Below are 19,934 nucleotides of genomic sequence, written 5' to 3'. Positions count from 1 at the left end.
TGCCATGGGATTCACAAAACCGGACCTTCCGGAGATCGACTACGCCGAATGGAAGACCCGACCGCGCGGCGAACGGCTCCGCATCGTCGCCGAACACTGGGTCGAGCACGGCTTCGGCACCCCTTATGCCGTCTACCTGCTCTACATCGTCAAATGCGCCCTGTATGTCCTCGGCGCGGCAGCGGTGATCTCCCTGACTCCTGGACTCGGAGCGCTCACCGACATCACCTCATGGTGGACCGAGCCGATCGTCTACCAGAAATTGATCGTCTGGACCCTGTTGTTCGAAATCCTCGGGTTCGGGTGTGGGTTCGGGCCGCTCACCATGCGGTTCCTGCCGCCGGTCGGCGGGTTTCTGTACTTCCTGCGTCCCGGCACGCTGCGGCTGCCGCCGTGGCCGGGAAAGGTGCCGTTCACCCGTGGTGACGAGCGCAGCGTCATCGACGTCGCCCTGTACGCGGTCGTCCTCGGATCCGGAATCTGCGCGTTACTCGCACCCGGTCATGGCGCGCCCCCGGTGGACGGCAGTCGGGTAGGCCTGCTCGATCCGACGGTCGTCGTCGCTCTCGTCGTCGCCCTCGGCGCGCTGGGGCTGCGCGACAAGACGGTGTTTCTGGCCGCCCGCTCCGAGCACTACCTGTTGATGCTGCTGATGTTCTTCGTCCCGTTCGCCGACATGGTGATCGGATTCGAGTTGGTCATGCTGGCACTGTGGTGGGGTGCGGCCACGTCCAAGCTCAACCACCATTTCGGGCACGTGGTGGCGGTCATGATGAGCAACAGCCCGGTCATGCGGATCACCTGGCTGAAGCGCAAGATGTACCGCGACCCGCCGCAGGACCTGCGCCCGTCACGGATACCGGCCCTGCTGGCCCACGGCGGCACCGTCGTGGAATTCCTGGTTCCCGCCTACCTCGTCTTCCTCGGCAACGGCGGCCCGCTGACCTGGGCGGCGATCATTTTCATGGCGGTCTTCCATCTGCACATCATCTCCACCGTGCCGATGGGCGTGCCGCTGGAATGGAACATCTTCTTCATCTTCAGTCTGTTCTACCTGTTCGGACACTACGGTGACATTCGTGTCTCGGGGCTCGGATCTCCGCTGGTGCTCGCGCTGATCCTGCTCGCCACACTCGTTGTCATCCTCGGACATGTTCGGCCGCAATGGGTTTCGTTCCTGACTTCGATGCGCTACTACGCCGGCAACTGGGCCACCAGCGCCTGGTGTTTCCGCGGGGAGGCCGAGCTGAAGCTCGAGCAGCATGTGACCAAGAGCGCCGCGCTGCCGGTCACCCAGTTGACCAAGCTGTACGGCCCGGAAGTCGCCGACATCCTGATCCAGACCGGAATGGGCTGGCGATCGATGCACACCCACGGCAGGGCGCTCAACGGTCTGATCACCCGGGCGATCGACAACGAGGACGACTACGCCATCCGTGACGGAGAGATTGTCGCCGGCCCGCTGCTGGGCTGGAACTTCGGTGAAGGGCACCTGCACAACGAACAATTGCTGGCAGCGCTGCAGCGTCGCTGTCGGTTCGAGGAAGGCGAGCTGCGCATCGTGGTCCTCGAATCCCAGCCCATCCACCAGCAGCGCCAGGCCTATCGCATCGTCGACGCCGCGACCGGGGTCATCGAGGAGGGCTATGTGCTGGTCGAGGACATGCTGGCCCGCCAGCCGTGGCCGGAGCCGGGCGATCCGTTCCCGGTTCACCCCCTCCGCCGCAATGACACACGGGTGATGCCCCCGGCGGAGGTGCGATGACCACGGCGATCGTGGTCGGCTCCGGGCCGAACGGGCTGGCCGCCGCCGTCACGCTGGCCCGACACGGCGTGGACGTCACCGTGCTCGAGGGCGCCGCCACCATCGGCGGCGGCACCCGCTCCGGCGAACTCACCCTCCCCGGCCTGCTGCACGACCATTGCTCAATGGCCCACCCCATGGCCGTCGGGTCACCGTTCTTGGCCGGAATCGACGCGGCCCGATACGGATTGGAATGGGCGTGGCCGGAAATCGACTGCGTGCACCCGCTCGACGACGGAACAGCAGGAGTGCTGTACCGGTCCCTCGAAGACACCGCCACAGGCCTCGGCGCCGACGGCTCGATCTGGCGCCGCCTTTTCGGCGGCCCCTCCGCTGGATACGAGCTGCTGGCCACCGATTTCATGCGACCGCTCCTGCACGTACCGGCACATCCGTTGCGGTTGGCGCGTTTCGGCATCCCGACCCTGATCCCCGCCGCCGCGCTAGGACGCTTGTTCCGGACCGAGCAGGGACGGGCCCTGTTCGCCGGGAACATGGCGCACGGCTGGCAACCACAGAACCGGATCCTGTCCGCGGCAATCGGTCTCGGCATCACCACCGCAGGCCATCGCTACGGGTGGCCGGTCGCGGTGGGCGGCTCGCGCGCGATCGCCGACGCCATGGCGGCCGCACTGACCGATCTGGGCGGGAAGATCGAGACCGGCCTTTGGGTCGAGTCGCTCGACCAACTGCCGCCGGTCGATCTCGTGATGTTCGATCTCGCGCCGTCCGCGATCGCCGACATCGCCGGGGACCGGCTGCCGTCGCGGGTCTCCCGAGCGTTCCGGCGGTTCCGGCACGGGCCCGCCGCCTACAAGGTCAGCCTGGCCGTCGAGGGCGGCATCCCGTGGACCAACCCCCACGCCTGCCGGGCGGGAAGCGTGCACGTCTGCGGTAGCGCCGCCGATGTGGCTCGCGCCGAACGCGCGATCCATCGAGGACGGCTTCCCGACCGACCCTTCATGATCGTCGGACAGCAGTACCTCGCCGATCCAACGCGATCACGCGGAGACGTGCACCCGGTCGACCTGTACGCTCATGTGCCACATGGATATTCGGGGGATGCCACGGACGTACTGCTCGACAGGGTCGAGCGGTACGCGCCCGGGTTCCGGGACCGCATCGTTGCCACCACCGTGGTCGGCCCCACCGACATGCAGGCCTACAATCCGAACTACGTCGCCGGAGACATCCTCACCGGCAACAAGAACATTCGCCAACTGGTCTTCGGCGGACCGCGCGTCACCCTGCGTCCCTACCATGTAGCGGACCGGATGTTCATCTGCTCGGCCGCCGTCCCACCGGGGCCCGGAGCACACGGGATGAGCGGATACAACGCCGCGGCCGCGGCCATGCGAAAGCTCGCCATTCCCACCGAGGCACCTGCTGCCTCCGGATCCGCACGTTGACGCGCTGTCGGCCCACACGGATTTCGGCAGTCGTGGGGATCAACAGCGGCTGATCACGGCCGCGATGAGGGACTGGCAAAGGTGTCCTATCAGCCGATCGAAAGTCGGAATGCAACCGGTTGCGGTCGGGTGGAGTTCATCGGGCGCTGATCGAATGGCGGAACTAGATTCGCCAGGGAGGAAACGCCATGACCAGCATCGACACTCACGCCAACGGTACCGTCGCGTCCCGTGTCACCGAACTGACCACGGTTTTCGAGCGAGGTCTTCGCGAAAATCTCGGCGTCGGCGCGTCTCTGGGTATTCGGTTGGAGACGGCGGGGAACGGCTACACCCGGTACTACCTCGACCCGAACCCGGCCACGATCAACGCCATGTTCACCGTGCACGGCGGTGTGCTGGCCACCTTGATGGACACCGCGATGGGCAGCGCGGTCTTCACCAAACTCGGTGACGGCGTGGCCTATACGACGCTGGAGCTGAAGGTGAACTTCATCCGTTCGGTGACGCTGGACGGCTCCCGCCTGACCTGCGAAGCCACCGCCGTGCACGTCGGGCGGCGCACGGCGACCGCAGAGGGGCGGATCACCGACGCGGGCGGCAAGCTGATCGCACACGGCTCCACCACGATCCTGGTGCTGCACCCCGAACAGTGAACCCGAAACGGCCCTGCCGCGGACCATGTCGGCGGCAGGGCCGTTCGGTATTCGGGGTTTCACGCGAGCGAACGGCACTCCTCGATGAAGCGCACCAGTTCGTCCAGGCGATCGCTGCGGGTGTCCACGGCGCGGTCGAGCACCTTCACCAAGTGCTCGTAGGCCTCGGTGTGGTCGTAGGAGGCCACATCGGCGATCTTCAGCGCCCACCGCCAGTAGCCGCGCATGGTGTCGGCCAAGGGCATCCGGAAGGTGGCGATCACATCGCGGATCGGCTGCACGGTCGCGTCGCCCTGCACCCGCAGATAGCGGCTGACGACGTCGGCCATGAAGCTGAAATGCCGTGCCTCGTCGCGCGACAGGCGCGCCAGCACCGTCCCCAGCACCGGGTCGTCCACCACGTCGCGCAGGTGCTGGTAGTACATCTGCGTCGCCTTCTCCTGCACCAGCGCGTAGGCGAAGAACTGCACCGGGTGCTGGTAGGGCAGGTCGAACGGCTTCTGCCCCTCCACCGCCAATTCCGCACGCAGCGCATCGCGTCCGGCCATCCCGGACGCCTCCTGGTAGCGGGTCAACGCGCGAGCGTGCGTGTCCTCCTCGAGCGCCCAGCGGACGGTGAAGTGGTACAGCTCGCGGTTGTGCACGAACGCCGCCCGGTCCACACTGTCGTCCACCGGGAAATACCGGTGGTAGACGTCGAAATAGCCGGGCAGATGGTCCTCGATCAGGGTGACGAACCGTACCGCGGACCGCTGGCCCTCGGTGAGCCTGCCCGCGTCGGCGCGGGACCAGTCGAACGCGGTCTCCACGTCCCAGGCCCGTGCCGCCGGGGACGCCGCGAGGAACCCGTCGACGGCCTCCGCCACCTCGCCGACGGGAATCAGCGCCGATTCGATGTTCATCTGCTACTCCTCCGGCTCATCGGGCGTTACGACAGGTCAGCGCGTAGTGCTTGGTGGTGTAACCCCATCCGGCGTTCGCGATCTCCAGGTAGTGCCGCAGCTTCGCGGCCAGGCCGTGGCCGTGCGCGTCGATGCGCTCGGCGGCCGCGTCGACGCCCGCGATCCAGTCGTCGATGGTGCGGCGGTAGTGATCGGTGAGATCGTCCACCGCGACGATCGAGAACCCGGCGTCCTCGGCGGCGGTCACCAGATCCGACAGCGGACGCAGGTCACCCCATCCGAAGATGTCCTCCCGGACGAACTCGGTGCCGTCCTTGGTGTCGAACGCCGTGCGCGCCGCCGCGTTGCGGAAGCAGCTCTCGGACACGTACAGCGTGCCGCCGCGGCGCAGCACCGCGCGGGCGCGACGGAAGATCGCGCCGAGGTCGGGCATGTGCACGATCGAGCCGAGCAGCGTCACGGCGTCGAAACTCCGCGGCGGCAGCTCGATCCGCTCGAAATGGCCTACCCGGGTGTGCACCAGGTCCGCGACTCCGCGGGCGCGCGCCTGCTCGGCGATGTACCCGTGCTGACGCGGCGCCGGGCTGACACCCGTGGTCTCGCAGCCGAATTCGGTGGCCATGAAAAGGATCAGCGATCCCCAGCCGCAGCCGACGTCCAGCAGCCGTTCGCCGCCGGTCACGCCGAGCCGGTCGGCCACGAACCGCAGCTTCCGCCGCTGCGCCTGTTCCAGGGTGTCGGTCTCGGACGCGTAGAGCGCGGAGCTGTATTTGCGCAGCGGGTCGAGGAACTGGCCGAAGACGTCCGGGTCGAGGTCGTAGTGCTGGTTGGTGTCGGCGGTGACCGGCTGCTCGGTGACGGTCACGCCGCCGCCTCGCGCAGTGCCTTGCCGACCACCGTGACGACATCATCGAGCGTGGACATGCCGAACACGTCCTGGTCCTCGAGCTCGATGTCGTAGGCGCGCTCGATCTTGGCGACCATGCGCAGTACGCGCACCGAGTCGACGCCCGCCATGCCGCGCAGGTCCGCGTCGGGGCGCAGCTCGCCCTCCGGGATGCCGGTCTCGGCAACCGCGATCTCGGTGACGGTGCGCAGGATGTCGTCGGCGGTGTGGGTGCTGGTCATGACGAAACTCCGTTCGGGGCGAGGGCGGTGCCGCTGGACAGGGCGTGGGAGAGCGCGGCGACCTCGTCGTCGCCGAGGGTGAGCTGGTGGCGCACGTCGTCGAGCGCGAACGGCTGGTAGGCCGCGGTGGAGCTGGCGCAGACGAGATCGTCGGCGTCCCGGATCTCAGCCGCCGCCTGGATCGGGCGGTCTTCGCCGGTATCGGACAGTGTTGCGATGCAGCGGTATTCGCGTCCGACGAGCAACGGCGTGAGGAACCTGGTCCGCTGCGACACGGTGAACGCGGGGTGGTGGCGAGCCAGGACGATCAGGTTGCCCATCACCTCGTCGCAGATCACGCCGATCAGGCCGCCGTGCACGACGCCCGGGTAGGACTCGAACTCGCGACCGAGCCGGAACCGCGCCTGCAGGCCGTCCGGGTGCGGGGTGAAACGCAGCCGCAGACCGGTCGCGTTGTGCGGCGAGCAGCCGAAGCAGTGGTAGTCCGGGATCACCGACCAGGGCACCTGGACGGTGTCCACCCGGCCGTGCATGGTGTCCTCGCTCGGCGCGCAGGCCGTGCTGTGCCGGTCCATAGTGCTTAGGCGATCACGTCGGCCAAGGCGCGGCGGACCTTGGCGTTGCTGGACAGGTCCAGACCGGTCATGTTGCCGAAGGTGCGCCGGACCTTGTCGTGCAACACATCCAGCTCGCCCTCCGCGGCCACCTGCTCCAGGAACAGGTCGAACCCGGTGTCGATGGTCTCGTGGTCGCCCAGCTCGCTGATCCCGGCCTTGAAGGTGCTGACCGGGTGCTTGATCTTGGCCTCGGAGCTGTACACGTACAGGGTCTCCAGCACCGAAGGCAGTTCCTCCGGACGCTGCCGCAGCCGCTCGGTGGCGTAGTGGATGAACTCGCGCGCGTGGCCCGCCTCGTCGCGACTGGCATCGAGCAGCAAGCCTTTGAGCACCGGCTCCTCGACCCAGCTCGCGACGGCACGGTAGATGTGGTTGACGGTGAGTTCGGAGATGATGTTGGTGGCCAGCGTCGCCGAGGGGGTGGTGCCGGGCGCGTACGGCTCCCGCATCGAGTCGACGGCCTTGTCGTCCACGCTCTCGCCGACCGCGCCCAGCCAGGCACGGAACGCGTAGTGGTGCTGCACTTCTTGGTAACCCCACACCACGGCGAAGGTGGAGAAGTCGTAGTCGTCGACGAATTCGTTCAGGAACCCGTGCACCGCGGCGATCACGTTGGACTCGCCCATCGTCGCGCTCTTGGCCAACGTGACGTACTCGGGACGGACCTGGGACTTGTCCACGGCGTCGAGATCGAGGTCGGCCAGCTTCCAATGCAGGCGCTCGTAGTGGCGAAAGACGTCATAGCTGTGCACGAGAGGACTCCAGTTCGATCGGTGTTACCGGCGGTGCGTGATGAGGTCGCGGGCGGCGAGCCGCTGGAGCTTGCCGCTGCTGGTTCGGGGGATGCTGCGCGGCGCGACGAGGTAGACCTCGACCGCGGCCAGGCCGAGTTCGGCGGAGATCCTGGCGCGGATCGTCTCGGCCAGCGCGTCGGCCTCGGTTCCGGTGCGCTCGGATTCGGCGATCAGCGCGATCACGTCCGCGCCGTCCGGGTCGATCGCCGCCGTGCACCGGCCCTTGTACACGCCGTCGAGGTCGCGCACGGTGGCTTCGACATCCTGCGCGTAGTAGTTGACGCCGCGGACGGTGATCATGTCCTTGCAGCGGCCGGTGACGAAAAGCTCGCCGTCCCGCAGATATCCGAGGTCGCCGGTGCGCAGCCAGCCGTCGGCGAACAGCCCGGCGACCCGTGCGGGGTCGGCGGTGAGATATCCGCCGGTGACCGCGTCGCCCTGGATGAGGATCTCGCCGACCTCGCCGTCGGGCAGGTCGTGGTGGCCGTCGGGCGCGACGACGCGCAACCGCAATCGCCGCACCGGCGCGCCCACGCCCGCGACCGCCCGCGCGCCGGGCGTGTCCGGCGAAACGGGTTGTGCCAGAGCATTGCCGGACAATTCGGCGCGGTCGACCCACTCGAAGACAGGCTCCCGTCCGAGCGGGGGAAAGGTGACCGCCAAGGTGGCCTCGGCCATGCCGTAGACGCCGAACATCGTCGTCGGCCGGAATCCGGCGGGCGCGAAACGCTCACAGAATGCGAGGACGACGTCCCGGGATATCGGTTCCGACCCGTTGAACGCGATCCGCCAGCGGCTCAGGTCGTACTCGCGCACCCGCTCCGGCGGGACGGCCGACAGCAGCGCCTCGTAGCCGAAATTGGGCATGGCGGTGATCGTCGTGCCGCTGGCGGCGAATTCGGCCAGCCAGCGGGCCGGGTCCTTGACGAACGCGACCGGCGACCACACCTGCGCGGGGATCCCGCGCAGGATCGCCGAGAGCGTGCCGAACAGGCCCATGTCGTGGAACAGCGGCAGCCAGAAACCGCCCCGATCGTCCAGGCTCAGCTGGATGCCGGTGCGGATCGACGCGAGGCCGCTGAGCACGTTGTGGTGGGTCAGGCGAACGCCTTTGGGTGTCGCGGTGCTGCCGGAGGTGAACTGCACGATGGCCGAGTCGTCGCGCTCGAGTGCGGGAAGGGGTGTATCCGCTGTGCTGTGGGACTCGAAAAGTGCTGTGGTGTCGATGAATTCGACGCCGATAGCGTCTCGCAACGCGGTGGTGAGGTCGGCGAAACGATGCGATACCAGAACGGTGCGCATGCCCGCCGCCGCGACGATGGCCGCGAGCTTCCTCGGGTAGCCGCCGGCCGCCCGCGCGCCCGCGGGCAGCGGCAGGGGCGTGGCCGCTGCACCCGCCGCGGCAACGCCGAACAGGCAGGTGAGGAACTCGGGCGCGTTCGGACTGAGGATGCCCACCGGTTCCCCGCGGCGCACACCGCGTCGCACCAGCGCCGTCGCGGCCATGCGGGACCGCCGGTGCAATTCGGCGTAGTCCACGGTCTCCGACACCGACCAGAACGTGGCGGCCACCGTGGGATGGGCGGCGGCGATCTCGGCGAGGCGGCCGTGCAGGGTTCCGGCCGATTCCGCGGAATTCATGTCTCCCACGACAACAGCGAATTGTGACGATGCCTTGAACTCGTTGTGAATTAATGTCTGCGATAAACAAGGCCGATCAGCCGATCGCACTGCCCGATAAGGTATTTCGACTATGGTCCGATAGGAACGGGCGATCGCCGCCGCGCCGCGCGTCCGTCGCCGACGACCATGGAAGACGGAATTTCCTTCACGTCCAGGCCGCGGAATTATCCACCGTGATCCGGCGAATGGTATTTCCTTTTCCGTGTCGCGTCTATTTCTATCCAGGAGTTTCCGGTGAGTTCCGACCATTCCGCGGTCGAGGAATTGACCTCGGTTCAGCTGGCGGTCATCGAGAGCGTCGCTCCGCATATGCGGCACAACCCGTACGGCAGCTACGAAGTGTTGCGGGCCGCGGGCCCGTTCGTGCCGGGACCGCATGACACCCATTTGGTCGCCAGGCATCACGAGGCGCAGGCGATCATGCAGGATCCGCGCTGGAGCCACGCCGAGGAGCCGGACCTGCTGCACGGCGACAGCGATGTCGAACTGCCCGGCTCGTTCCTCTGGATGGAGCCGCCGGAGCACACCCGGCTGCGTGGACTGGTGAGCAAGGCGTTCACCGCACGGACTGTCAGTGGCATGCGGGAACGCGCCGAGCAGCTGGTCGACGACCTGCTGGCGAAAGTACTCGCCGAGCGCGATGTCGATCTGCTCGACGCGCTGGCCTACCCGCTGCCGTTGACCATGGTGTGCGAACTGCTCGGCGTGCCCGCGGAGGCGCATGAGCACGTCCGGCAGATCTCCACCGGCATCGCACGCGGTCTCGACCCGGATGTGCTGCTGTCGCGGCAGGAGCTGGACGCGCGCACCACCGCTGTGCACGCGTTCCTCGAGTTCTTCGGCGACCTGGTCGAACAGCGCCGCCGCGCCCCGCGCGCGGACCTGATCACCGCGTTGGTGCAGGCCGACGACGCGGGTGCGCGCCTGACCCGCACCGAATTGCTCGGCACGTTGCTGATCCTCGTCGTCGCCGGGCACGAGACCACGGTCAACCTGATCGGCAACGGCGTGCTCGCGCTCATTCGCAACCCGGAGCAGTTCGAGCGGCTGCGTAGCTTTCCCGAACTGTCCGAGCCCGCGGTGGACGAGGTGTTGCGCTACGACGCGCCGGTGCATCTGACCACGCGCACCGCGCACGACGAGATCACCATCTCCGGACGGACTTTCGCGCCGGGTGACGCGGTGATCGTGCTGCTCGCCTCGGCCAACCGCGACCCATCGGCCTTTCCCCGCGCCGCCGAATTCGATATCGCGCGGTACGCGCGGGGACGAAAAGCCGAGCGGCACTTGTCTTTCGGATTGGGCCTGCACTATTGCCTCGGCGCGCCGCTGGCCCGGCTGGAAATGCACGTGGTGCTGCGGGCGATCGCCGATCGGGTCGCGTCCATGACCTTGCTCGAGGAACCGCCGTACCGGCCGAATGTGGTCGTGCGCGGCATGTCGCAACTGCGTGTCCGGATGGAGCCCCGATGAACACCGTTACGCCCACCGATGTGACCTTTGATGCCTTCGACCCGAGCGAGCGCACCGACCCGTATCCGGCATACCGGCGCGTGCGGGACGTCGCGGCGCTCTTCCCCTACGCCTTCGGGGACGTGCCGGTCACCTTGGTCACCCGCTACGAAGAGTGTGCCGCGATCCTGACCGGCGCCGGCTGGGGCCACGGCTACGCGGCGGGCATCAGCCCCTTCCGGGACACCACGGCCGCGATCCCCGGTTCGTTCGTCCGGATGGATCCGCCCGAGCACGGCCGCTATCGCAAGCTGGTGGCGAAGGCTTTCACTCCCCGGCTGATGGCCGAGATGGTGCCGGTGGCAGGGCAAGTCGTACGGGAGATCATCGACGCGGCCGTCGAACGCGGCGAACTGGATGTGCTCAACGATCTGGCCGTCCCGCTGGCGGTGGCGATGGTCCCGGTGCGCCTGCTGGGCGCCGACCCGGCCGACGGGGCGAAATTCCGCGAGTGGCAGCTGGCCATCGCGCGCGGCAGCGACCCCGACTCGCTGCTCGGTCCGGACGACGTGGCCGCGCGCGGCACGGCGGCGATGGAGTGCATGGGCTACTTCGCCCGCCTGGTCCAGCAGAAGAAGGCGAATCCGACGCCCGATCTGCTGAGCGCTCTGGTCGCGGCGAGCGCGGACGGCGACCAGCTGTCCGAACCCGAGGTGATCGGCATGGCGCTGCTCACCCTGGTCGCGGGCATGGAGACCTCGATCAACCTGATCGGCAACGGCATGCTCGCGCTGCTGCGCAATCCGGACCAGCTCGCGCTGCTGCGGGACAACCCGGAGCTGATCGCGCCCGCGCTCGACGAGATGCTGCGCTACGACGCGCCCACCCAATTCACCATCCGGGTCGCCCTCGCCGATACCGTGGTCGGCGAGCACCAGTTCCGGCGCGGCGACGGGGTCGTTGTGCTCACGGCGTCGGCCAGCAGGGACGAGCGGGTCTACCCCGGCGCGGATACCTTCGACGTCACCCGCTATGCCGGAAACCGCCCGGCCCGAAAGCATCTCGGCTTCAGCCTGGGCATCCACTATTGCGTGGGCGCGCCGCTGGCGCGGATCGAGGCGGAGGCCGCGGTGGGCGCACTGCTGGCGCGCGCTCCCGAGGTGAGCCTGGCGACCGACGCGATCGAGTACCGGCCCAGCCTGATCCACCGCGGGATCCTGTCGCTGCCGGTGTCACTGTGAACGAGACGCGGCACGCGGTCGTCCTCGGCGCGGGTATCGCCGGGCTGTTGGCGGCGCGTGTTCTGGCGGAACACTTCTCGCGGGTGACCGTGGTCGAACGCGACGGGTTCGACATCGACGGCATGCGCAAGGGCGTGCCGCAGGCGCGGCATCTGCACGGGCTGCTGGATCGCGGCCGGACCATCATCGAGGAGCTCTTCCCTGGCTTCACCGCCGAGATGGCCGCCCGCGGCGCGACCATCGCCGAGGCGCTCGTCGACACCCGGTGGTACGTGGGCGGACTGCGGGCCGCGCCGGCCTCGACCGGGCTCACGTCCGTGATAGCGACCAGGCCGCTGCTGGAATCCATGCTGCGCGAACGTACTTCGGCATTGCCGGAAGTCCGGCTGATGAGCGGGGTCGCGCGCGGTCTGATCGGGGACGCGCGACGCGTGCGCGCGGTCGCGGTGTCCGGCGAATCGGGCGACGAGACCCACGCCACGGATCTCGTGGTCGACGCGTCCGGACGCGGTTCGCGTGCCTCGGTCTGGCTCACCGCACTCGGCGCTCAACCGCCGGACGAGCAGCGGATCGAGGTGGATCTGGGTTACGCCTCACAGTTCTACCGGCGCACCGAAGGGCAGCTGGACGGTCAGTCCTCGGTGATCATCTCCACCGGGGCGAATGGCCGCGGCGGCGGCGCGATCCGGGTGGAGGGCGAGCGCTGGCACGTCACCCTCGCCGGGATCCTCGGCGACCATCCGCCCACCGATCCGGACGGTTTCGCGCGCTTCGCCGCCTCGCTCGCCGCGCCGGACATCCACGACATCGTCCGGAGTGCCGAATCGCTCGGCGACGCGGTGCCGCACCGGTTCCGCGCGCCGGTGCGCCGACGCTACCCACGGCGGGCGGCGGTGCCGGACGGCTTCCTGATGCTCGGTGACGCGCTGTGCAGCTTCAACCCGCTGTACGCCCAGGGTATGGCGGTCGCTGCCCAGCAGGCCATAGCGCTACGCGAGTGCCTGCGCGACGGTGGACCCCGGCCGGACCTGCCCGCTCGGTTCTACCGGGCGGCGGACAAGGTGCTCGACGTCGCGTGGCAGCTGTCGGCCGGCGCCGATCTCGCGCATCCGGGGGTGACCGGACCACGCACGGCACGGACGCGGTTCACCAACGCCTACGTCGCCCGCGTTCATCGCGCCGCACACGTCGACCCGCGAGTGGCGCGAACGTTCCTGCGGGTGGCGAACCTGGTCGAACCGCCGGCGGCACTGCTGCACCCGCTGCTCACGGGACGGATCCTGCTGCGCGGCGGTGCATCCTGGGATCCGTCGCAGGGCATCCGCCCGTCCGGTCCGGGACCTGTTCCGGCGCCGGGTCCGTCATCGCCGCCGGACCCGCGCCCCCGCATCCATTCCGATCGCTGACGCATTCCGAACCACGAGAGCACCGGCCCTGCGTCGGTGCTCCGCACAGGAGGGACCACTCGACATGGACTCGTCAACCGCGGGTACGGCTGTCGCGGAGCAGGATTCCGCCATCCAGACAGCCATGACCCAGCTCTTCGGACCCGAAGGCAGACCCGATCCGTACACCCCGGCCCGGGTGCTGCGCGAGGCGGGCAGACTGCACCGGACCCCGCTCGGTCACTACCTGCTCACCCGCTACGAGGACTGCGCCGCGGTGCTGTCGACCACCGCGTGGAGCCACGCGGAGGAAGCGGCCATGATGCATCCGACCGTGTCACCGGAAGACGCGCCCGAGGAACTGCCCACCTCGTTCCTCTGGATGGAGCCGCCGGACCACACCCGGCTGCGCAACCTGGTGACCAAGGGCTTCACCCCGCGCATGGTGACCAGGCTGCGTCCGCGTATCGCCGAGCTCACCGAGCAACTGGTCGACGAGGCCTTGGCGGCACGCGAATTCGACCTCGTCGAGAAGATCGCCTATCCGCTGCCGCTGATCATCGCCTGCGAGCTGATCGGCGTGCCCCCGGACGCCTACGACCAGGTGCACCGCTGGTCGCAGGATCTGGCCCGCGGCTTCGACCACGATTACACGCTGCCCGAGGAGTCGCTGAAGGCGCGCAGTGCGGCCTCACGCGGGTTCATGGCGTACTTCCGCGAGTTGCTGAACGAGCGCCGCCGTGACCCGCAGGACGACCTGCTCAGCGCGCTGTCGCAGGTCGAGGACCGCGGTGACGTGCTCACCGAGCAGGAGTTGCTGGCCACCTGTATCACCACATTCGTGGCCGGGCACGAGACGACCGCCAATCTGATCGGCACCGGCATGCTCCAGCTGATGCGCAACCCCGCCGAGATCGACGCCATGCGCAAACGCCCGGAGCTGACCGCTTCGGCGCCCGACGAGCTCTTGCGACTGGAGCCATCGGTGCAGATCACCACCCGCGCCGCGACTCGCCCGATCACGCTGGCCGGCCACGACTTCGAGCCGGGCGAAGGCGTTGTCGTGCTGATCAATTCGGCCAACCGCGATCCCGAGGCCTACCCCGATCCCGAGCGCATCGACGTCGCCCGCTACGCCGACCCGATGAATCCGGCGAGGAAGCACCTCGGCTTCAGCCTCGGCATCCACTACTGCCTCGGCGCACCCCTCGCGCTGCTGGAGATGGAAGTGCTGCTCGAGGTCCTGCTGCGGAAGGTCCGCGACATCGAATTGCTCTCGGACACACCGCCGTACAAGCCGAACGTGGTGATCCGCGGGTTGTCGGCTCTGCCGACCCGCTTCACCGCCGCCTAGGGCGGAGTGCGTGCGTCCATGGGCTCGCCCCGGGGCGAGTAAAGGAGAGGCAGCCGCCTAGTCCGGGGATCGTCGCAGTCCGAGTCGCGCTTGCACCTCGTTGTTCTCCCGCATGGCTCGGGAGCACACCGAGTTGAACCCGCCGACACTGTGCTCTCGAGCCATCAGAAGGAGGCCGACGGCCTGTCGGATCTGTGCTCCCCGTCCCTGAAACGGGGACGGATCGAACGGATTCGGGGTGTGCGCGACCTTTGCCGCGAGCGTGGTGGCGCGGCCGCGTTCGAACTTGGTCACGATGGATTCGGTGCCGTGTGCTTCCTGCAGGATGCGGCAGGCGTCGAAGCAGTCGTATGCCCTCCGGGCGTGGCCTGCGGCATCCGTCGCGGTGCTGGAGTCGGGGGCCGGTTCGGCCCCCTCGAGGTTCCGGTGGCGGGCGATCAGGTCGATGGCTCGGTCGAGATAGAGCTTTCCGAGACCGCCCAGTAGTTGCGGGCTGGTGAAATCCGTGAGGAGCAGTTCACCGAGCAGCTCCGAGGTGAACTGGCCCAGGTCCTCGTCGCGTGCGAACGTGTCCGCGGCGCTGGGCTGCGGAGGGGTGTCCCCGGCCGCGCTCGACGCGGGCCCAGTGGCGCTCTTGCGATCGGCGCGACTGTCGGTGAAGTCGTCGAGCAGCTCATGGAGCCAGTTCTGTTCCGATGGCTTGTCACCACCCTTGCTCGTGATGCGTACTCGGTCGCCGATCCGGCCGAGGCTGCGGACCTGCCCGTAGTGGCGGCGGTCCAGGAAGCGACCGACCGTGCCCGAGTAGTCACCGCCGATCACGGCCTCGAAGGCATCGTCGATGGGCTCCCAGTTCACCGGTTCGCCCAGTCGGATGGCGACCCGCTCACTGAGGACGACAGCGAGTCCGATGCGGCTGCTGCTGCTGAGAACCGTGTTCAAATGGTTTCGGGCCTCGATGAGCCGGGCGTGCCAGTCGGATCGTTGATCGGGCGTGACGTACTCCACGTCCGAGAGCATCGCCTCCGCGGCGGACAGCAGGGCCACGCGCCGGATCTCGCCGTTCGGCGCGGTGCGGGCGAGGTACTCGTACAGGTCGATGGCCTGGCCGTAGTCCCAGATGTAGCGGCGGAACCCGGCCTCGGCAGCGATCAGCCGGGCGTCGCCCGGCCAGCGGGCCGAGGCCTCGCGGAAGATCTCGAAGAGTGGGGTGTTGTCGACCTGAGGTGCCCTCGTGGCGGGGCCCGGGCCGATGCCCCGCTTCTTTTTGACCTTGGCCACCTTGAAGTCGAGCACGCTTGTCCAGCGGCAGTACTCGCGTTCCAACCGCGTTTCCAGGGCGCACAGTTCGACCGAAGGGCCGTAACGGTGACGGTGTGCCTTCAACTTCTGCTGACGTTCGCGGTAGATCGCATCGATACGGTCGCGCTGAATGGCCGGGTGCAGCCGCAGGAAGTCCTCCCCGGGGCGTTGGGCGGCACCGCGCAGACTGCCCTCCTCGAACCAGTCGGACTCGAGACAGGTGAGGTCGAGCAGAGCGTGCGCATGCGAGCGAACATCTCGTCGCGTCAACCAGTTGCGGACCGCCTTGACGCAGACCCGGCGATACCTCTCTGCCTGCTCGCCAGCGGTTCCGGTGCGGGGTGCGGCCCGCCGGATATCGAGGATCTGTCTGAGCCAGACCGAGTACGAGAAGGCGGTAGGGGCGAGTTCTACCGCGGCCCGGGCGCATTCCTCCGCTTTCACCAGCCGAGCGCGTGCCGGACCGAAGCGTTGGTTTTCCCGAAGGGTGCGGGCGAGGAACCCGTACGCCTGTGCCAGGGAACTCAGCACATTGGCAGCCTCCCGGTCGTTCAGTGAAGGGCTGCCGCCTTCTGGCTCGAAGGGGGGCTGGGGGCTTCCTCGGCGCGTCTCCACACCTTGGCTCTGTCGCACAGCAGGATGGTGGACCAGCAGCTCCACGGCCTCTTGGGCGCCGCTCTGCTTCAAGGCGGGATCGGTGCACCGTACGTGCAACTTCCGCAGGAAGCGCGCCGCGGATATGCAGATGCTCGCCGGCCAGGTACGCCTGTCGCCCCAGCAGCGCTCGAGCGGATCCAGCACGAGAGCCCGGATCTCGACCAGCTCCTCGTCGGTGGAACTCTGCTGGAGAAGCAGAATGGCGGACTCGAACAGGCGCAGCGACCAGAGCGACAGAGGTGCGCCTTCCGCATGCGCGAGATCCAGGCCTGCTACCACATTCCGTACCGCTTCGACCAGTTCGCCGCGGCGCTGCGCGGGGTCCGTCAGGAGGCGGCTGCGCACTCGGGCGATCCGATTGCCGAACTGAAGCCGCGTGTAGGCGCTGCGCGGCGTGCCGTCCTGCGGAAGCTCCTGGGCCACCAGCTCGTCGGATTTCCCGACGAGCTCCCCGGCTTCGGCGAGCCGGTCCGCGTCGATCAGCGCGTCGGCCGTGTTGAGCAGCCAGGAGAAGGCCAGGGTGATCCGGCTTGCCTGTCCGGGGCCGCGCCGGCGGGCTCCGAGCAGCAGCACGTCGACAGCGGCCAGCCGGACGTCGATGAGGCGCGCCCTGAGCCTCAGCCGTTTGCCGGTGAGAGCCAGTGAAGCGTCTGCGGAGCGCAGCAGAGTGTGCGGGACCTGTTCGGGTTCGCAGTGGGCGAGCGCCGCGGAGAACTCCTCGGCGGCGGCGACGAACCGCGCACTGGTCTCCGCTGCCCGGCCTTCGGCGCGAGCGGTGAGGGTAAGCGAGGCCAGCGCGTGGTAGAGGCGGTAGAGCCCGGCCAGGTGAGTGACGCCTTCCCCGCCCGCTCCGCTATCGAACAGTCCCTCGAATCCGACCGGTTCGCCTGCGGCCCGCTCCTCATCTCGGGTAGCCGGCGCCACCAGGCGGTCCGCGGACGCAGGCAGGTAGGGCGCGTCACCGGCGGGCGCCACCACCAGCGAGCAAATGACCTCGTGCAGCGCCGGGAGTCGTTTGCCGCCTTCGTCCTCGATCCACCCGAGCGCCGAGCGGAGCCTCATCTGGAAGGCGTCGTCTGCCTTGTCGTCGTCGACCTCCAGCGCCCCTGCGGCGGTGACCAGCAGCGGGCTTGCGACCGCGGCGAGGCGGCGGTCCAGCTCGGTGATGTCCAGCTCGGGAGAAAAGAGTTTGTCGAGCAGCGCGAGATCGAGGAGGGGTGGAGCGAGCGGGTTCTCCATGGTCTCGCCACGGGTCAGGGCGCCAATCAGCAGGGAACGCAGCGCCTGCTCGCTGGCCTGCCCCAACGTGAGATGTCCCGTGTCGGTGGACCAGACGACGCGTGCGTCCTCCAGCAGCGCCAACGTGCGCTGCGGGAGGCCGACGGAGGGGTTCTCCAGCACATGCCGAGGCAGCGAAAGCTGGTCGGACAGGGCCCAGACGGCGAGGATCGCGAGCGGTTCCGGGCCATGCGGGGTATCGGTCCCGGCGGTGAGGCGGCAATCGAGTTCGTTCAGTGTCTTGGCCACACTGGGGGCCGTCCCCTCCAAGAGGGCGGTGGCAACGGTTACCGGGTCGGGCGTGGTCGTGCCACGGTCGGCGCTGCTGAGATAGCCCTTCGCGCTGTGGTTCAGTACGCCCGGCAGTCTCAGTCGGCTGTCCTGGATGTGGCTCAAGACGGCTTCGCCGTCGACCGTCACGCGTTCGTGAGCCATCAGGGCGGTGAGGAGCTGCGCGGCCTCTGGTCGCTGGAGCTCCGCGAGCCGGACGGGGACTTGGAGGTCGAGTTGCTCGTCACCGTGAACGGTCAGGGGGACTCGGGCGATGACGATGTTGGCTGTGTCGCGAAAGTAGGGGTGCGCGAGCAGTTGGTCGAGCTCGCCGCTGATGTGGCGGGAGTCGTATCCCAGCCGCCCGCAGTCGATGACGAGCAGCAGGGTGCGTCCACGGGCGTGTTCCCGGAGCCGGTCGATGACCAGTTCTCGACGAGGGTCGCCGTCGGCCTCCGTGCCCTGGTCGATGTCGTGCAGGCGGACCTCCAGCGCGGAGGCGAGGGCCTCCAGGACCGGGGACTCGGCACTGGCGTTGACGATCGTGATCTCCAGCAACAGCCAGGGCTGCTCTGTCGGCGCGGATTCCTTGACACCGGGGGTGGCCAGCAGTTGGCGGACGAACGCGGACTTGCCTGCGTAGCGGGGCCCGTGAACTGGGAGCACGGTGCGCTGCCGGAAGCGGCCCAGGGCCGCTTCCAGTTCCTCGGTGCGGCCGGTGAAGATGACCTCGGACGTAGGCCAGGCTCGGAAGCCGTTCGGCAGCGGCTGCGCGGCACCGACTGTCTCCGCGGTGACCGCCGGGTAGGTGTGCGGGATAGGAGGGGCCCTGTCGTGCTTGCGATTACGCAGCCATGGTCGTCCCGCCCAGGTGGCCGTCGACTGGTGTGGCACGAGCTTCGTCGTGTCCGTGTCGCCGGAGCCGGCGATCATCGTGCTCACGGTATCGAACACCCACTGCGGGGAGAGGCCGGGCCGGAACTCCTTCACACCGTCGAACGACTCGAGCAGGGCCCCGGTGAAGAATGTGGTTTCGCGTCCGGCGTCGCCGAACGCGATGTCCTTCTCCGACGTGGCAGCCATGACGTACCACCCGCGTTCGCCACCGGCGGGTGTAGGTTCTCCGGGCACGGAGCGGATGGCACGGCCGGCGAAGCAGCAGTCGAGGATGAGCAGCTTCCGCTCGGCTCTCTTGTTGCCTTCCCGCTGGACCGCCGTGAAGACCTCATCCATCGGCACCATCGAAGACCGAGGGTCGAGAACGCTTCCGGCGTCGTGCGGTGCCAGGTAGAGCATTCCGTCGTGGGATTGGGCATGGCCGACGAAGTAGAGGACGAAGATTCCGCCGCTTTCGGAGATCCGGTAGCTCGTTCCGATGGCGTCGATCATGTCCGACCGCGTCAGATCGGGCTCGGCCTTCAGTCGCCCGCGCCGCAACCCCCACAGCTCGGGGTCCAAGAACGCGGCCTTCAGCTTGTCGAGGTTGTTCTCGGCGGCGGGGATCGGTGGCAAGTTGCACTGGGGGTAGGTACTACCGCCGATCAGGAGGACGCTGGAGCGGGATGGGTCGCTTTTCTCCTCGTCCGGATTCACCGCAGCTCCTCGAGAACCGCGGCTACCCCCTTCGCCTCACCAACCAGCGTGAGCTCGGAGCGGCGGGTGCCGTCGGGCAGATCGGTTCTGATGGCGTGGACTTCGACTGTGTCTCCATCCGGTTCGCGCAGTCGATATACGACGTAGTCATAGAGCGCCTGCACGAGCACCGGAAGCATCACGTTCTCCCCGAAGAACTGGAGTACTTCTACGGCGCCGAGCGCGCCCTGCTCGATCTCGGTGACGGAGCGGTCGACCTGAAAGCCTTGCTCCTCCAACTCCTCGCGTACCGCCGTCTCGATCCTGCGAAGCTCATCCGCGCGGCCACCCTCGATCTTCACCACAACGTCCATGTGTTCCCCTGGGAATCAACCGACGAAACTTCGGTCGTCGAGAATGCCTCAACTGT

At 68.1% G+C, this 19,934-nt stretch carries 15 protein-coding genes; 7 read left to right on the top strand and 8 right to left on the bottom strand.

Annotation, left to right across the window (positions count from 1 at the left end):
- The first annotated feature begins 4 nt into the window (after nucleotides 1–4).
- The 3 genes from OHA40_RS03675 (at nucleotide 5) to OHA40_RS03665 (ending at nucleotide 3,869) form a co-directional block, all read left to right on the top strand.
- Nucleotides 5–1,765 carry a DUF3556 domain-containing protein gene (locus tag OHA40_RS03675; RefSeq protein ID WP_330231663.1) on the top strand — a complete coding sequence of 587 codons (1,761 nt, stop codon included), beginning with the start codon at nucleotides 5–7 and terminating at the stop codon, nucleotides 1,763–1,765.
- Nucleotides 1,762–3,213 (top strand): phytoene desaturase family protein, encoded by a 1,452-nt coding sequence (locus OHA40_RS03670; protein ID WP_330231662.1) that lies wholly within the window; start codon nucleotides 1,762–1,764, stop codon nucleotides 3,211–3,213. The genes OHA40_RS03675 and OHA40_RS03670 overlap by 4 nt, the downstream gene beginning before the upstream one ends.
- Nucleotides 3,214–3,401: 188 nt before the next feature.
- Nucleotides 3,402–3,869 (top strand): PaaI family thioesterase, encoded by a 468-nt coding sequence (locus OHA40_RS03665; protein WP_330231661.1) that lies wholly within the window; start codon nucleotides 3,402–3,404, stop codon nucleotides 3,867–3,869.
- A gap of 59 nt (nucleotides 3,870–3,928) precedes the next feature.
- On the opposite strand, the gene OHA40_RS03660 is transcribed toward OHA40_RS03665, so the two are convergent.
- Genes OHA40_RS03660 through OHA40_RS03635 form a run of 6 tightly spaced genes read right to left on the bottom strand, consistent with a single transcriptional unit; the run spans nucleotide 3,929 to nucleotide 8,951 of the window.
- Nucleotides 3,929–4,771 (bottom strand): acyl-ACP desaturase, encoded by an 843-nt coding sequence (locus tag OHA40_RS03660; protein WP_330231660.1) that lies wholly within the window; start codon nucleotides 4,769–4,771, stop codon nucleotides 3,929–3,931.
- A gap of 16 nt (nucleotides 4,772–4,787) precedes the next feature.
- Nucleotides 4,788–5,636 carry an SAM-dependent methyltransferase gene (locus OHA40_RS03655; protein ID WP_330231659.1) on the bottom strand — a complete coding sequence of 283 codons (849 nt, stop codon included), beginning with the start codon at nucleotides 5,634–5,636 and terminating at the stop codon, nucleotides 4,788–4,790.
- Entirely contained in the window at nucleotides 5,633–5,899 is a 267-nt protein-coding gene (locus tag OHA40_RS03650) for an acyl carrier protein (protein WP_330231658.1), read from the bottom strand. Before OHA40_RS03650 ends, OHA40_RS03655 begins: the two co-directional genes overlap by 4 nt.
- A complete protein-coding gene (locus OHA40_RS03645) occupies nucleotides 5,896–6,474 on the bottom strand; it encodes a PaaI family thioesterase (protein ID WP_330231657.1) in 579 nt (192 codons plus the stop codon). Before OHA40_RS03645 ends, OHA40_RS03650 begins: the two co-directional genes overlap by 4 nt.
- A gap of 5 nt (nucleotides 6,475–6,479) precedes the next feature.
- Complete coding sequence (locus OHA40_RS03640; protein ID WP_330231656.1) at nucleotides 6,480–7,268, bottom strand: ferritin-like domain-containing protein; 789 nt, start codon at nucleotides 7,266–7,268, stop codon at nucleotides 6,480–6,482.
- 24 nt (nucleotides 7,269–7,292) lie between these two features.
- On the bottom strand, nucleotides 7,293–8,951 hold the full coding sequence (locus OHA40_RS03635) for a fatty acyl-AMP ligase (protein ID WP_330231655.1): 1,659 nt from the start codon (nucleotides 8,949–8,951) through the stop codon (nucleotides 7,293–7,295).
- A 276-nt stretch (nucleotides 8,952–9,227) separates the two neighbouring features.
- On the opposite strand from OHA40_RS03635, the gene OHA40_RS03630 reads away from it, so the two are divergent.
- The 4 genes from OHA40_RS03630 (at nucleotide 9,228) to OHA40_RS03615 (ending at nucleotide 14,425) form a co-directional block, all read left to right on the top strand.
- Nucleotides 9,228–10,466, top strand: a complete 1,239-nt coding sequence (locus OHA40_RS03630) for a cytochrome P450 (RefSeq protein ID WP_330231654.1) — start codon at nucleotides 9,228–9,230, stop codon at nucleotides 10,464–10,466.
- Complete coding sequence (locus OHA40_RS03625) at nucleotides 10,463–11,686, top strand: cytochrome P450 (RefSeq protein WP_330231653.1); 1,224 nt, start codon at nucleotides 10,463–10,465, stop codon at nucleotides 11,684–11,686. The genes OHA40_RS03630 and OHA40_RS03625 overlap by 4 nt, the downstream gene beginning before the upstream one ends.
- Nucleotides 11,683–13,092, top strand: coding sequence for an FAD-dependent oxidoreductase (locus OHA40_RS03620; protein WP_330231652.1), 1,410 nt, complete (start codon nucleotides 11,683–11,685; stop codon nucleotides 13,090–13,092). Before OHA40_RS03625 ends, OHA40_RS03620 begins: the two co-directional genes overlap by 4 nt.
- Before the next feature lie 64 nt (nucleotides 13,093–13,156).
- A complete protein-coding gene (locus tag OHA40_RS03615) occupies nucleotides 13,157–14,425 on the top strand; it encodes a cytochrome P450 (RefSeq protein WP_330231651.1) in 1,269 nt (422 codons plus the stop codon).
- A gap of 57 nt (nucleotides 14,426–14,482) precedes the next feature.
- Here OHA40_RS03615 and OHA40_RS03610 read toward each other — a convergent pair whose 3' ends face one another.
- The gene (locus tag OHA40_RS03610) at nucleotides 14,483–19,525 is read right to left on the bottom strand and encodes a hypothetical protein (protein ID WP_330231650.1); all 5,043 of its coding nucleotides are present in this window, start codon (nucleotides 19,523–19,525) and stop codon (nucleotides 14,483–14,485) included.
- A complete protein-coding gene (locus OHA40_RS03605; RefSeq protein ID WP_330231649.1) occupies nucleotides 19,522–19,878 on the bottom strand; it encodes a hypothetical protein in 357 nt (118 codons plus the stop codon). The genes OHA40_RS03610 and OHA40_RS03605 overlap by 4 nt, the downstream gene beginning before the upstream one ends.
- Between the last annotated feature and the right edge of the window lie 56 nt (nucleotides 19,879–19,934).

This window comes from Nocardia sp. NBC_00508 (assembly GCF_036346875.1).
GTDB lineage: Bacteria > Actinomycetota > Actinomycetes > Mycobacteriales > Mycobacteriaceae > Nocardia.
Note: the sequence above shows the minus strand (reverse complement) of the source record. Positions and strands in the feature narration are given on the sequence as shown.

Coding starts and splice junctions, on each gene's coding strand:
- OHA40_RS03605 (WP_330231649.1), bottom strand. CDS start 19,878: ATGGACGTTGTGGTGAAGATCGAGGGTGGCCGCGCGGATGAGCTTCGC.
- OHA40_RS03645 (WP_330231657.1), bottom strand. CDS start 6,474: ATGGACCGGCACAGCACGGCCTGCGCGCCGAGCGAGGACACCATGCAC.
- OHA40_RS03650 (WP_330231658.1), bottom strand. CDS start 5,899: ATGACCAGCACCCACACCGCCGACGACATCCTGCGCACCGTCACCGAG.
- OHA40_RS03660 (WP_330231660.1), bottom strand. CDS start 4,771: ATGAACATCGAATCGGCGCTGATTCCCGTCGGCGAGGTGGCGGAGGCC.
- OHA40_RS03615 (WP_330231651.1), top strand. CDS start 13,157: ATGGACTCGTCAACCGCGGGTACGGCTGTCGCGGAGCAGGATTCCGCC.
- OHA40_RS03670 (WP_330231662.1), top strand. CDS start 1,762: ATGACCACGGCGATCGTGGTCGGCTCCGGGCCGAACGGGCTGGCCGCC.
- OHA40_RS03675 (WP_330231663.1), top strand. CDS start 5: ATGGGATTCACAAAACCGGACCTTCCGGAGATCGACTACGCCGAATGG.
- OHA40_RS03635 (WP_330231655.1), bottom strand. CDS start 8,951: ATGAATTCCGCGGAATCGGCCGGAACCCTGCACGGCCGCCTCGCCGAG.
- OHA40_RS03665 (WP_330231661.1), top strand. CDS start 3,402: ATGACCAGCATCGACACTCACGCCAACGGTACCGTCGCGTCCCGTGTC.
- OHA40_RS03625 (WP_330231653.1), top strand. CDS start 10,463: ATGAACACCGTTACGCCCACCGATGTGACCTTTGATGCCTTCGACCCG.